9 protein-coding genes are annotated in these 14,518 nt (G+C 30.5%); 6 read left to right on the top strand and 3 right to left on the bottom strand.

Annotation, left to right across the window (positions count from 1 at the left end; all coding sequences use genetic code 11):
* Positions 1–363 precede the first annotated feature (363 nt).
* The 4 genes from EAH69_RS10260 to EAH69_RS10245 all read left to right on the top strand — a co-directional run bounded on the left by EAH69_RS10260 (position 364) and on the right by EAH69_RS10245 (position 9,882).
* On the top strand, positions 364–3,384 hold the full coding sequence (locus tag EAH69_RS10260) for a SusC/RagA family TonB-linked outer membrane protein (RefSeq protein ID WP_121935117.1): 3,021 nt from the start codon (positions 364–366) through the stop codon (positions 3,382–3,384).
* 11 nt (positions 3,385–3,395) lie between these two features.
* Complete coding sequence (locus tag EAH69_RS10255; protein ID WP_121935116.1) at positions 3,396–4,955, top strand: RagB/SusD family nutrient uptake outer membrane protein; 1,560 nt, start codon at positions 3,396–3,398, stop codon at positions 4,953–4,955.
* 422 nt (positions 4,956–5,377) lie between these two features.
* The gene (locus tag EAH69_RS10250; RefSeq protein WP_121935115.1) at positions 5,378–8,374 is read left to right on the top strand and encodes a SusC/RagA family TonB-linked outer membrane protein; all 2,997 of its coding nucleotides are present in this window, start codon (positions 5,378–5,380) and stop codon (positions 8,372–8,374) included.
* An 11-nt stretch (positions 8,375–8,385) separates the two neighbouring features.
* Positions 8,386–9,882 carry a RagB/SusD family nutrient uptake outer membrane protein gene (locus tag EAH69_RS10245; protein WP_121935114.1) on the top strand — a complete coding sequence of 499 codons (1,497 nt, stop codon included), beginning with the start codon at positions 8,386–8,388 and terminating at the stop codon, positions 9,880–9,882.
* A gap of 70 nt (positions 9,883–9,952) precedes the next feature.
* On the opposite strand, the gene EAH69_RS10240 is transcribed toward EAH69_RS10245, so the two are convergent.
* From EAH69_RS10240 to recF, 3 genes are read right to left on the bottom strand one after another with little or no spacing between them, the layout of a single operon-like run.
* Positions 9,953–10,912: a YheT family hydrolase gene (locus EAH69_RS10240; protein WP_121935113.1), complete on the bottom strand. Its 960-nt coding sequence runs from the start codon at positions 10,910–10,912 to the stop codon at positions 9,953–9,955.
* A 9-nt stretch (positions 10,913–10,921) separates the two neighbouring features.
* Positions 10,922–11,224, bottom strand: a complete 303-nt coding sequence (locus tag EAH69_RS10235) for a DUF721 domain-containing protein (RefSeq protein WP_121935112.1) — start codon at positions 11,222–11,224, stop codon at positions 10,922–10,924.
* Positions 11,221–12,300, bottom strand: a complete 1,080-nt coding sequence (recF, locus tag EAH69_RS10230) for a DNA replication/repair protein RecF (RefSeq protein WP_121935111.1) — start codon at positions 12,298–12,300, stop codon at positions 11,221–11,223. The genes EAH69_RS10235 and recF overlap by 4 nt, the downstream gene beginning before the upstream one ends.
* Before the next feature lie 122 nt (positions 12,301–12,422).
* On the opposite strand from recF, the gene EAH69_RS10225 reads away from it, so the two are divergent.
* Positions 12,423–13,655: a polysaccharide deacetylase family protein gene (locus EAH69_RS10225; RefSeq protein WP_147439131.1), complete on the top strand. Its 1,233-nt coding sequence runs from the start codon at positions 12,423–12,425 to the stop codon at positions 13,653–13,655.
* Complete coding sequence (locus EAH69_RS10220; RefSeq protein ID WP_147439130.1) at positions 13,648–14,517, top strand: hypothetical protein; 870 nt, start codon at positions 13,648–13,650, stop codon at positions 14,515–14,517. The genes EAH69_RS10225 and EAH69_RS10220 overlap by 8 nt, the downstream gene beginning before the upstream one ends.
* Position 14,518 lies beyond the last annotated feature (1 nt).

Here is a 14,518-nt window from a genome sequence, read left to right as displayed (position 1 = left end):
AAAATCTAACAAAAAGAGGCTCGTTTTGAGCCTCTTTTTTTTGTTGTTTTATTGGGTATGATTTGATTAAATATTTTAAAAAATTAAGATAAATTTTGATAAGTCTCCACTTGTAATATTTACTTAATATTAATGTTGCGATTATGTTTAATTTAATATTTTAATGTTTTGTTTAAATATTAAGGGTATAATAAACTGTAAAAGATGAATAATATTGCATTTAATGGTTAAAAAAACTTAATTTATGATAAAAAAAAGTAAATAATGTCTTAATTAGATAAATTAATATTTATTTATTAATTACTTTTTAATCTCGAAAATTTCCTTGAAGTTTGTTCTAATTAGTGTTATAAAAATTAGACAATGAGGAGAAAATTAACATCATTGAGCTTAGTAGCTTTCCTAGGATTAGGATCTTTAGCTTATGCTCAGGTTACAGGTGTAGTTAATGATGCGGATAATTTTCCAGAATCTGATGTAGAGGTTTTAGTAAAAGGAACTAATACTGTTGTTTACACAGATATGGATGGGAAATTCGATATTGATGCTAAAATAGGAGATGTTTTAGTAGTTAACGGAAAAGAATTTACAGTAAAAAGTAATGATTTAGGAGTATTAAAATACCAAGAAGAAGTACAAGCTTTGGCAGAGGTTGTAGTTTTAGGATATGGGAAAACAGCTTCTAAACCAAAATCAAATGAAGCAGTAGTAACAGTTTCAGCAGAAACTTTAGCAAATAGACCAAATTCTAGTGTGTTAAACTCTTTACAAGGGACAGCACCAGGTTTATCTATTAACTCGGCTTCAGGATCACCAGGTTCTGGTAAAATCAATGTAAAAATTCGTGGTATCAATTCTATTAATGCATCTGCAGATCCATTATATGTAATTGATGGTGTAGCAACTTCTGCAACACAGTTCAGAAATTTAAATTCAGAGGATATTGATAATATTTCTGTATTAAAAGATGCACAAGCAACTTCTATCTACGGTAACCGTGGAGCAAATGGTGTTGTTGTTATTACGACAAAAGGTGGAAAATACAATTCTGGTTTACAGATTGATTATAGTGGATTAACTTCATTATCAACTTTCCCTAAAGATCACTATGGTGTAGCAAACACTTGGGAGAATTTAAATATTCAAAGAGCTGCTGGATTATCAAACATGACTGATGCACAAATCGCTGCACAGACTACAAATACAGATTGGAAGAAAGAATTCTTCAATACAGTAGGATTTAACCAACAACACACGTTAGGATTACGTTTTGGAGGTGAGAATGTTAACGTATATTCATCTTTAGGATACTTAGAGAGTGAAGGAAATGTAAAATCTACAGACTTTAAACGTTTAACTTTTAGAAATACTTTAAACGGTAAATCTGAAGATGGTCGTTTCACGTATGGTGCTCAAGTAGCGTTATCATACTCTAAAAGACATCAATTAGATCAAGAAACGAATGACGGTGTTTCTAATAACGTTATTCAGAATCCATTATTTGGTTATTTATTAGCAATGCCTAATTTAGATCCATATAGATGGGCTAATGGTAGAGAAATGTACAATGAAATTGGAGGAAGATACGTTCATACACACATCTTACAGGATGTAATTAATGGAGGTATTGTAAATCGTTTCACAGAAACTTCTGTATTCTCTACAATTAATGCACGTTACCAATTAACAGATGATATTTCTGTAGGAAACCGTTTAGGAGTAGATTACAAAGAGTCTGTAAGAAACTTTGCTCGTACGCCAAACGGATATTTATCTGTAAACGTTGCAGCAAATAATGGTTTCGAATTTGGTGGTTTTGATCGTATCGAAAACACAAAAGACGTTACAATTAATAATGTTGTAGACGTAACGTTTGATAAGAAATTTGGAGATCACAGCTTAAACGCTACTGCTTTCTTCGAATACACAAAAGCACATTACATCTACGATTACCAACAACAAAATGGATTAAATCCAGCAAACTGGACATTAGGTTCAGGGCAAGGTTGGGTAGCATTTAACCCAGCTCGTCCAAACGAATATGCACCAGTTATTTCTGCAGAAAAAATTAATGCAGGTACTTTAGCATATTTCGGAACAGTGAACTATGATTACGATGGACGTTTCGGTTTAGGAGCGACTATTCGTCGTGATGGATCTTACCGTTTCTCAAAAGAAAATCAATGGGAAACTTTCTGGTCTGTTTCTGCACGTTGGAACTTAGAGAAAGAAGCATTTTTACAAGGAACTAGTGTTCGTATGTTAAAATTAAGAGCTTCTCACGGTATTACAGGAAATCAAAACTTATTAGTTGCGGCTAATAACATGAATCCTTTATTTACAGGATCTCAATTAGTAAGACAATTATACAGAAATACAGGAACAGGTTACCAAGGTTTACCAGCAATGACTTTAGGTGCATTAGCAAATGAAAACTTAAAATGGGAAACTGTTACACAAACTAACGTTGGTTTAGACTTTGATCTTTTCAATGGATTCTTAACAGGTTCGTTAGATGCGTACTACAAAAAGACAAAGAACTTATTCAACAACATCAACATTTCTGCTGTAACAGGTCAATATACGATCTTAGGAAATAATGGTGAAATGGAGAATAAAGGTGCTGAGGCTTTATTACGTTTCAATATTTTAAGAGACAAAGAGTTTAACTTATCTGCTTTTGTTAACGCAGCATACAATAGAAATAAAATTCTTTTTATGAATGTGCAAGATTTAACAGGAGATAATGTTAATGCTGTTGGTGGTGTGATGAATCAATGGCATTTATATAAATATGTAGGGGTTAATAAAGAAACTGGAGAGCAACAATATATTGATAGAAACGGTAACATTACTGAAGAACCAACTGCTGACGATAGAGTTTTAACTGGTAAAACTTCTATTGCGCCATGGACAGGAGGTTTCGGATTAAATGCTGATTATAAAGGTTTCTTCTTAGATGTATTATTTTCTTTCCAAGCAGGTGGATGGTCTTACGACAACATTTACTCTTGGTTAATGGATCCTTCTGCTGCTAACCAATACAATGTATCTAATCACTTATTAGATGCTTGGACACCAGAAAACAGAGATACTAATGTTGCAAGTGTAACAGCTTATAACTTAGGTACTGAAGGAAGTTCTGATAGATTCTTAAGTAAAACTGATTTTATTAGATTAAAAAATATCACATTAGGATATGGATTATCTAAAAAAGATTTAGAAAAATTACCAATTAAGAGTTTTAGAGTTTTCGTTTCAGGAGAAAACTTAGCGACTTGGACAGATTGGAAAGGTTTCGATCCAGAACCAGTTCAAAATTATTCGTTAGGGGTTTATCCAAATCCTCAAACAATTTCTTTAGGTGTTAATATTGGTTTATAAAATTTAGTAGAATGAAAAAAAATATAATAAAATCTTTCGTTTTATGTGCATTATTAGGTTCAGCTAGTTTCATGACAAGTTGTAATGATGCCATAGATATTGTACAAGAAGGAGAGTTAAATGAAGCTGTAATTTTTACAAGCGTTTCTAACTTACAAAAGTATTTAGATGGTGATGTTTATTCTTCAGCAGATCCTTCTAACGAGATTTACTTATCAGCAGTAATTTCTGATGAGGTTAAGCCAGGATACCGTAGTGGAGGACAAGAGTACGGATTACACCGCTTTTTCTTATCTAGCAACGAAGAGTACACTCAAAATACATGGTTACAACACTATAAATTAATTAATAGAGTAAACCGTTTATTACAAGGGGCTGAAAAAATCACTCCTGCAGCTAATGAAGTTGAAAAATACAACCAAATTTTAGCAGAAGCTAGAGCATTAAGAGCTTGGTCTTACGTACAATTATCGGTGTATTTTTCTACAGATATGAAAGATGCTAATGCGTTAGGAGTAATTTTATCAACAGATGTTCCTACTACACAAACTAAATTACCTCGTGTAAAAAATGCTGAAATTTTTGCTTTAATTGAGTCAGATTTAGCTTTCGCAGCTTCAAATTTAGGAGCTGGAGCAGATCAATTTAAAGTAAACATTGATTTCGTTAATGCATTAAACGCTCGCTATAATTTATACAGAGGAAATTACGAGTTAGCAAAAACTTATGCAAACAAAGTAATTAACGAATCTGGATTAGAATTAACAGTAGCAAATCCAATTTCTAACGAAGCTTCTGGGGAAGAAATCGGAACTGAAGCTTGGAATGCAGAATTCTATAAAACGGCTGGTTCATTCAACGCTTACAGAAATATGTGGAATGATACTAATCGTGGAGAAATTGTTTCAGCTTTCCAACGTGTAGGAGCAGGACCAACTGGTAATATTGGATCTTACTTCAATACAAACAGCTCTAACTACTCTGGTGTTCCAATGTGGGTTTGGGGACGTAACTTATTCAATTTATTAAATGAAACAGAAGGTGATATTCGACGTTTATCATACGTAGATCCTACTGCTTTAATTGATGAGAATTACGAAACTTCATCATCACCGTTAAACACAGATGTTTTAGTGATAGATAAATATCCAGGAAAAGTTTCTTTCTCAACAAAGAATGATATTAAAGTTTTCAGATTATCTGAAATGTACTTTATCGCTGCAGAAGCTGAAGCTAGATTAGGAAACTTAGCAAAAGCAAACGAATTAGTACAAGCAGTAAGAGTTGCTCGTAACTATTTAGGAACTGCAACTACACCAACTTATGCGGGTACTCAAGCAGCTTTAGCTGATATCTTAAAAGAAAGAAGATTAGAGTTAGCGTTAGAAGGTCACCGTTTTATTGATTTAAAACGTTTAGCTGTAGATGCAGGTGTATCAATGGATAGAAATGCAACAGATGATATCGTAGAGGTTCAGAATTTAGAGAATGGAAGTTATAAATATACTTTACCAATTCCTTTAGCTGAAATTTCTGCTAATCCAACAGTAGAACAAAATCCAGGTTACTAAAATTTAGTAATTTAAGAGATACCAAGCCCTCGATTTTCGAGGGCTTTTTTTATGTTTAATATTTTGGTTTTTGATTGTTTTTTAGAAATGATTAAATGCATGTATCCCTTATGAATAAAGAGGTTCTACTATTTTGTTAAAGTTTTTTTGATGTAGATTCTACTTGTGTTAAAAAAGGTTAATTGATTTTTTAAAACAACAGTATATATATGCGTTAAATTTAGGTGTATTGTTAAATTTTTATAGTTAATATATGTTAAGTATTAGTGATAAATCAATAAATATATATTCTATTTATTGATTTTTGACAAATATTGTATTTAATGTGTTAAAAATGTATAAAATCAAAAAAATAAAATTAAGATTTTGGTTTTCTTAAAAAAAAGTTAGAGTTTTGTCTAAAGTGTTATAAAAATTAGACTATGAGGAGAACATTAACTTCCCTTAGCTTTGTAGCTTTCCTAGGTTTAGGAGGACTAGCAATGGCTCAGGTAACAGGTGTAGTTAACGATGCGAATAATCTGCCAGAAATGGATGCAGAAGTAATCGTAAAAGGAACTGATAAAGTTGTTTATACTGATGAAAACGGAAAATTCGATATCGATGCTAAAGTTGGTGATGTATTAATTGTCAACGGTAAAGAATTTACTGTTACATCAAACAATTTAGGTGTATTAAAATCAGCTTCAGAAAATGTAGATTTAGATGAAGTAGTAATTACGAGTATATTCGATTCGCCTTCTAAATCAGGACAAACTATTGTTTCTGGAGAAAGTTTAGAGAATTTTAACCCAACTTTATCTGTTGACCAAATGTTAGGAGGAAAAGTATCAGGTTTAACATCTCAAGCTCAAAATGGAGCTCCAGGAGCTACCTCTAATGTTACTATTCGAGGAGCAATGGGATTAGGAGGAGGAAATAAATCTCCTTTATTTGTGGTTGATGGGACTTACATGTCTGTTACAGATATGAATACAATCAATCCACAAGATATCCAAGATGTAACTGTTTTAAAAGACGCATCTCAATTAGCTATTTATGGTGCTAGAGGTGCTAACGGTGTTGTAATTATCAAGACTAAAACAGCTAAGAGAAATTCAAAATCGTTCTCATATTCATCTAGAATTGGTTTCACAGAAATGATGAAACAGAATGATATGGATGTTATGGATTCTAGACAATTACTTAATTACCAAAATGGATTATCTTCTATTCCTGGTGTTGCTGGAGGAGTATCAAGAACACCAGAACAAATAGAAAATTTAGCCAAAACTAATACTGACTGGAACGATGCATTTTTTAAAAATGGATTAACAATGTCACATTATTTTAATATGGCTAGTAATATTGATGGTGATTCTCAATCATTCTCTTTAGGCTATGACAAGAATTCAGGTGCTGTTAATTACTATAATGGTTTAGATAGAATTACAGCAACATTAAATATTTCATCAAAATTATCTGATAGAGCGAAATATGGTATTAATGTTAATGGGTCTTATCAAAGTTTAGATGAACCTAGAGATATAAATAATGGACAAAATGCATTTTATAGTGCATTACAAAATAGACCATATGCATCTGTTTATAAATTAGATAGTAATGGAGAGATTATTTACAAGCCAAATGGTGATCCTACATTTAATCAATCAGTTAATGCGATGGGATATAATGCATTAGATGAAATGTATTATAGTGATACTGAAACTAGAACTTTTAGATTATATGGATCAGCTTTTTTTGAATATGAATTAGCTAAAAATTTATTTGCAAGAACTACGTTTGGAGCTACTTATAGAAGATTACAATCAGAAAGTTTTACAGCACCTTCATCGAACTTAATGACTATTTTAGGTTCAGGAGGATCAAAAAATGACCAAAGTTTAGATCGTTTTGATTACAACTGGAGAAATGAATTATCTTATATAAAATCATTTAATAGTCATAATTTTAGAGCTACTATTGCATCTGAGTATATTAATGAAAGTAGTTATTCTATCTCATTAAGTTCTCAAGGTTACCCTAATGACCATCAAAATGTTCAGAGTTTAGCGACTACGAAGTTGCAGACTTCTAATACTGCACGTTGGGCTGTAACTCGTTTTGGATATTTAGGATCTCTTAATTATGATTATGCAAAAAAATATTTTGTTGATGGTTATATAAGAAGAGATGGTACGTCTTTAGCAGGTTTAGATAGTAAATATGGTACTTTCTGGGGAGCATCTGTAGCTTGGGATATAGCAAAAGAAGACTTTCTGAAAACAAGTAAATTTTTTAATAGCTTAATGTTAAAAGCTTCTTACGGAGAAGTAGGTGATGATTCTGGTTTAGCTAGATATTCAAACTTAACATTAATGGGCTTATCAGGTACGTATAATAATCAAGGAATTGCATCTCCTTCTTTAAATCTTGCGAATCCTAATACTACATGGGAAATTAATAAAAAATTAAATGTAGGGTTAGATTTTGCTTTGCTTAATAGAACCTTAACAGGTAATGTTTCTTATTTTAAAGATACCAGAACAGATTTCTTATTTACAAAAGAATTACCTAGAGAAACAGGATCTTTTACGACAACTATTAATGCAGGAGAATTAGTTTCTAGTGGTGTTGAAGTTGAGTTAAACTATGATATTATTAATAAAAAAGATTTTGGTTTAGGAGTTTATGGTACTTTAACTAAAATGAAATACAAAATTAATGATCTTAACGGATTAGATGAATTAATAGTTTCGGGTGCAGTTGAAGATATGAAACATATTAATGGAGGGTCGCCTTATCAGTTCTTTATGGTTAGATTTGCAGGAATCAACAGAGAGAATGGTAATGCTCAATACTATGATAAAGAGGGGAATATAACTGAAGTATATAATGCTGATGATGCAGTTGCTTTAGGAAAATCACCAATGCCAACTTTAACAGGAGGATTTGGATTAAATGCTAGATTTTATGGTTTTGATTTAAATGCTGATTTTGTTTTTAGTGCAGGTGGATATACGTATAATAATACATATCAGATATTAACAAGTCCAACGACTACTAATAATAAAGCAACACAGGCGGATGATTATTGGAGAAACCCAGGAGATCTGTCTGAATTTCAAAGACCTACTTCTGCAGGATTTAGATATTCTACACAATTCTTAGAAAAATCTGATTATTTAAACTTTAGAAGTTTATCTTTAGGTTATTCATTCGATGACTTATTAAAAGGGACAGGAATTAAAGGAGTAAGGGTTTTTGCTCAAATTCAAAACTTAGCATTATGGACTAAGTTCCATGGAAACCCAATTGTAGGTACAGCAGGTAGTGGATATGTTGTTCCTGGTAATGCAGGATTCATTGCAAATTCATACTCATTATTTTCTTATCCAAATACTCAAACTTATTCATTAGGTTTAAATGTTAATTTCTAAAACAAAAAAAAATGAAAAAATTTAAAATAACATTTTTAGCTTTAACAGTATTATTATCATTTAATAGTTGTAGTGATGATGATATAATGCAAGATTCTCCTACAGGTACTGATGTAGAGAATTTTTATCAAACACAAACTGACTTTACTAGAGCTATTTTAGGAGTTTATCAAGGTTTTAAACAATCAGGTTTTTACGCAGCTTCTAATGGGTCTTCAGATATAAATGTATTAGGAGATATTTTAGCAGATGATGTAATTTTTAATACAAATGGTCGTCAAGCTAATAGATTAGCATCTACTGAATGGGAATATGATGGAAATATGACGCCTACTTCTAAATATAACTCTTCATATAATATTATCATGCGTGCTAATTTAATATTAGCAAAAATTGATAATTTATCAGAAGGTTCTTTTAAAAATCAAATAAAAGGTGAAGCTTTAGCATTAAGAGCACTTGTGCATTTAGAAGTTGCAAGAACTTATGCTAAAATTCCTACACAAAGTGCAGATGCATTAGCTTCGCAAGGAATTCCTTATGTTGATACTTATGATCCATTTGCTACCCCTGGACGAGAAGAAAATATTCAGGTTGTGTACAATAAGATTATTAGAGATTTTACAGAAGCTTTAAGTAACTTAAATACAAGTAATGGAACAGATAGGATTAATGTAAATACTGTTCAGGCTTTATTAGCTAGAACATATTTATATCTTGGAGATTATAATAAAGTTATTGAATACGCAGTGCCTGTAGTTAATCAAGTAAATCCTGTTACTCGTGGACAATTAACTAACATGTGGAAAGGAATTAATAGCAATGGTGTTTTATTTGAGATTCCATTTGTATTAACTAATGATCCAGCGATAGGTGTTAGTTATAGTCAAGGTATTTCTGATGCTAATATTAATATGGAGTATTCTGTAGATAAAAGATTTTATGAACTATTTAATCAAGAGACAGAGCCAGAGCGTATAGCTGCAAATTTTAAATTATTTAATCCTGCAAATGCAAATGGTAGACAAACTATTGCTGTTAATAAGTATATTTTAGGTAATCCAGCAACGAATATTCCTGGAGTAAATAATGGACGTTACCTAAGAGTTGAAGAAACAATTTTAGATTTAGCTGAAGCACAATATTTATCAGGTAATCAGGCAGCGGCTTTAGTTACTTTAAATAAATTAAGAGACAATCGATATACTACTTATCAAGGTGGTGAAATTGGAACGGCTATTATTGATGCTATATTGTTAGAAAGACGAAAAGAATTGGCTTTTGAAACAGGAGATAGATGGTTCACTTTAAAAAGATTACAAAATGTGAATGTTCCTGCTGAATATAGAGAAGGTGTTAAAAGATCAGGAAATAGTTTTTATGCTGATGGATTAGGTGCGGCTCCTGTTGGGCAAGTATTAGCTCCATCAAGTCATAAATGGCAATTACCTATTGATCAAGGAACTATAAATAGAAACCCGAATATGACTCAAACTTCAGGTTATTAATCAATCATTATTTTATATCATAAAAAAAATCCCCTCATCAGAGGGGATTTTTGTTTTATATTAATTTAGCTTAATAATCATTTAAAAATTCAAAAGCTCGGATTTCACACCAAGAAAATGGATTGTTTTTTAAAGGAAATGCACAATGTCCTCCATGCTTAGGAACTTCAAAATAAATATGAGGATATTGTTTAAAACGTTCTTTCGGATAACATTCTTCACCCAAAAAAGGATCATTTTGGGCATTTACAATTAATGTAGGAATCTTAACATTATCTAAAACAGTAGCTGGACTAGCTTTGTAGTAATAATCTTCTTTAGATTCATACCCATGTAAAGGAGCCGTAAAATATTCGTCAATTTCATCAAAAGATTTAATTTTAGGAATCATTTCTTCGTTTAATTTTCCAGGAAATTGTTTCGCTTTTTCTTCAAATTTCGGAACTAATGTTTTTCTAAAATTGTTTAAATAAATCGTATTAGGAAATACTTTTAACGTATCTGAACATGATTTTAAAGAAATTGGTATTGAAAATACACTAGCTGCTTTTACCTGTTTTGGAACATTATAAGCACCCAAATAATTCACGATTAAAGCACCTCCCATAGAGTAGCCAATTAAATAAATTTCCTCGTACTTTTCGTCAACTGCTTTACTAATTATTCGGTCTACATCATCAATTACACCATGATGATATAAACGTAAGGTATTGTTGATTTCGCCGCCACATCCACGATGATTCCAGGCTAAAATATTAAAGCCTTTGTCATAAAAATAATCAGAACAACTATTCAAATATGTTCTTTTAGAATCACCTTCTAAACCATGAAAAAGGATAACTAACTTCTTTTTATTTAACTGAAATCTCCAATCTAAATTCAAGAAATCTCCATCATCTGTTATGATTTTTTCTCGAGTATAATTCGGTACAGGATATTTCTTATATCTAGTTCCAAGAATAGTAGAAATATGTGAATTTTTTCGCCAGAAACCTTCGGCTTTATAGGTTGTGTTTTCGATTAATGGCATAAGATAATATTAGTAGATTTTGACATCCATTAAGAAGTCAGATTTAATTTCTTCGTTAATATTTGCTATAATTTTAGACTTACCATAAGTTAATTCATGTCGCATAGCAGGTGAATTTATTTTTACATATAATACACGTTGTCTTACTTCAACTTTATCGGTGTATTTTTCAAAAAACTTTCCCATTACAGTTCGCCATGCTTCTTCTGCTTTCACTTCCCACATCAATTCTTCCTTACCATTTACACGCATAAAATGGCTAAAAGCATCACCTATAGATTGAGTATTTTGTCTTTTTTGATACTTTTTCATAAACGGAAAACTTTACTTTCAGTATTGATTTGTTTAATGATATTTTCAGTTCGGTCTGAATGTGTATCGGTGATAAAAATCTGACCAAATCGTTCTTCATTTACCAATTTAATTAATTGTGTTACGCGATGTTCGTCTAATTTATCAAAAATATCGTCTAATAATAAGATGGGTGTAAGATTTAAAGCACTTTTAATTACATCTAATTGCGCTAATTTTAGTGCAATCAAGTATGATTTTTGCTGCCCTTGCGAACCAAATTTTTTGATTGGATAATTCGTGATCGTAAACAATAAATCGTCTTTATGAATCCCGGCAGTTGAGTATTGTGCTGAGCGATCTTTAAACAAAGCTTGTTTTAAAACATCTTCAAAAGGCGCGTCATTTAATTGAGAAACATACTCAATGTTTACAATTTCTCGTCCTTCAGAAATTTCATTGTAGTATTTTAAAAATGCATCTAAAAATGTTGTTATAAATTCTTTACGTATTTCATGAATTTTCTTTCCTAAATGGATTAATTCTTCATCATAAATCTCTAAAGTAACAGCGTCAAATGTATTATTAGCAGCAAAGTATTTAAGTAATGTATTTCGCTGTACCAAAACTTTATTGTATCGCATTAAATCGGCTAAATATTGTTTATTTGATTGCGAAATAATATTGTCTAAAAACTTACGTCTAACTTCACTTCCTTCCTTGATTAAATCGCTATCGTAAGGCGAAATCATAACTAACGGATATTGTCCAATATGATCAGAAATACGATCGTACGATTTTGAGTTTCGTTTCAATTGTTTTGCTTGCCCAGATCGAACTAAACAAAAAATAATATCTTCTTTTTCAACCTTATCAAAAGTTCCTTCTAATGTAAAATAATCACAATCAAATTGGATATTCATCGCATCAGAATGATTCAAATAAGATTTGCTTAAAGCTAAATAATGGATTGCGTCCAAAATGTTGGTTTTTCCCTTTCCATTTTGTCCTACAAATGCATTAATTTTTGGTGAAAATTCGAAATCCTTTTCATCAAAATTCTTGAATTGTCTTGCTTTAAGTTCTTTTAAATACATGCGACAAAATTACGATAATTTTAGAGATATTAATTTGGGTTTTTGAAGGGTTAATTCCAATGAAGTTGAAGGAATATTGTAAATTATGTTTACTTTTATTTTTGAACCAAATTTCTACGATTTTGAATCAATTTATCCTTATTTATACAGAACAAATTACAAATAGAATTGAATATATTTTCGATTTTATAATGCGTGATTTTTCTGGAATTGATTTTAAATTGACTTCAAATAAAGAGGATTTTCTTAACTCTAATTCGCCTAAAATTAATTTTTCGAATCATTTTTTTGATAATGAAATTAATTTTCAAGTTGATGATGTTTTAATTGAAAACGGAATTCAAAATGATGTTGATTATAATAATCTAAAAGAAGTTGGGAAATGTTTTTATTGGTTGAGTCGATATGAAGAATATATTTCGAAACCACATCAATTTGATAATCACAATAGATTTTTAGGTTCAGATTTAGATTATTCTAAGCCAATTGTAGATCAAATTTCTTTAGAAATTCAGAAAATTATTCTTGAAAAATATCCATTACTTCAATTTAAAAAAAGAGAATTTAGACAAATCAATACACACGATGTTGATTTCAGTTGGAAATATTTAAATAAACCTTTTTATGAAACTATGGGTTCTCTTGGTAAGAAAGTATTGAAAGGAAATTTTTCAGAATTTAAAAAACAATTGAGAGTTTTAAATCATAGAGAAGTTGATCCATATTCTAAATTTGATTATTTAAAAAAATTAGCTGAAAAGCATAATATTGAAACTGTCTTTTTTTGGCTTTTAGGTGATAAAACTGAATTTGACCGAAATTTGAATTGGAAAAATAAGGAACAAGCAAATTTAATTAGAGAAACAACTGAGTGGGCTAAAGTTGGAATTCATCCATCATATCTTTCGAATTTTAATAATCACTCCCAAGCTTTAGAAATCAAAAGATTAGAAAATGTTCTGAATAAAAAGGTTACAATTTCACGACAGCATTTTATAAAGTTGAATTTTCCTTCTACTTATCAACAGTTGTTAATAAATGGAATTAAAGAAGATTTTACAATAGGATTTGCGCACAGAACTGGTTTTAGAGCCGGAACTTCAACACCGTTTAAATGGTTTGATTTATCAACAAATCAACAAACATTGTTAACAACGTATCCTTTTGTAGCAATGGATGTTACGCTGAGAAATTATATGAAATTAACAACAGAAGAAGCAATCTTAGAGTTGAAAAGATTAAAACAAATTACGAAAGATGTAAACGGAACGTTTATTACGTTGTTTCATCAATCAAATTTTGAGGAAGAATGGTCGGATTGGAAAGTTGTTTACGAAAGTATTTTTAATGATTAGAAGATTTAAAAGAAATGATATTGATCTTGAAAAATATTCAAGATGTTTGGCTGAATCGGTAAACTATAGGATTTATGCTGAATATTGGTATTTGGATGTTTTAACAAATCAGCAATGGGATTGTTTCGTTTTAAATGATTACGAAGCGATAATGCCTTTGCCTTATCAGAAAAAATTTAGAGTTAAAATTATTTCTCAACCAATATATTGCCAGCAATTGGGAGTGTTTTATTCTACTCAAATCTCAACAGAATTATTTTTAAAATTTCAGAAAAAATTACAAAGAAAAATTGTTCGATATTATTGTTTTAACGAGCAAAATGTTCTGGATTTTGAAATTGAAAATGCTTCAAAATTGAATCAAATTTTACCTCTAACTTTTGAGTATGATGCCTTTATTTCTAAAATTAGAAAGAATAGAAAACAAGAAATTAGAAAAGGTTTAGACAAACGATTTTCTATGAAAGAATCTTCTATTGATCGTAGTTTTATTGAAATCTTAAAAGAAGAATACCAAGAAATTGAAAATAATTTATCTCTCGAAAAATTACAACTTTTAGTTACTGAAATACAGAATAGAAATCTTGGGAAAACGATATCAATTTCAGAAAATAAAAAAGTTATTGCAAGTTCTTTTTACATTGTTTCGGGTAATCGATTAATTCAATTGTGTAATGCTAAAAAGAATGGATATTCGATCAACTTCAATACGTTTATCGTAGATTATGTGATTAAAAATAATACAAATCAAGGCTTAATTTTAGACTTTGAAGGCTCTTCAATCAGAGGAGTGAATGAGTTTAATTCAAGTTTTAGAGCTGAAAATAGATATTTAAAAGTATATCAGAACCTTAAATTTTAAT

This window comes from Faecalibacter macacae (assembly GCF_003687725.1).
GTDB classification, from domain to species: domain Bacteria; phylum Bacteroidota; class Bacteroidia; order Flavobacteriales; family Weeksellaceae; genus Empedobacter; species Empedobacter macacae.
Note: the sequence above shows the minus strand (reverse complement) of the source record. Positions and strands in the feature narration are given on the sequence as shown.

Bases quoted from the DNA above. Each gene is read 5' to 3' on its own strand.
- EAH69_RS10260 (WP_121935117.1), top strand. From the start codon at position 364: ATGAGGAGAAAATTAACATCATTGAGCTTAGTAGCTTTCCTAGGATTA.
- EAH69_RS10255 (WP_121935116.1), top strand. From the start codon at position 3,396: ATGAAAAAAAATATAATAAAATCTTTCGTTTTATGTGCATTATTAGGT.
- EAH69_RS10250 (WP_121935115.1), top strand. From the start codon at position 5,378: ATGAGGAGAACATTAACTTCCCTTAGCTTTGTAGCTTTCCTAGGTTTA.
- EAH69_RS10245 (WP_121935114.1), top strand. From the start codon at position 8,386: ATGAAAAAATTTAAAATAACATTTTTAGCTTTAACAGTATTATTATCA.
- EAH69_RS10240 (WP_121935113.1), bottom strand. From the start codon at position 10,912: ATGCCATTAATCGAAAACACAACCTATAAAGCCGAAGGTTTCTGGCGA.
- EAH69_RS10235 (WP_121935112.1), bottom strand. From the start codon at position 11,224: ATGAAAAAGTATCAAAAAAGACAAAATACTCAATCTATAGGTGATGCT.
- recF (WP_121935111.1), bottom strand. From the start codon at position 12,300: ATGTATTTAAAAGAACTTAAAGCAAGACAATTCAAGAATTTTGATGAA.
- EAH69_RS10220 (WP_147439130.1), top strand. From the start codon at position 13,648: ATGATTAGAAGATTTAAAAGAAATGATATTGATCTTGAAAAATATTCA.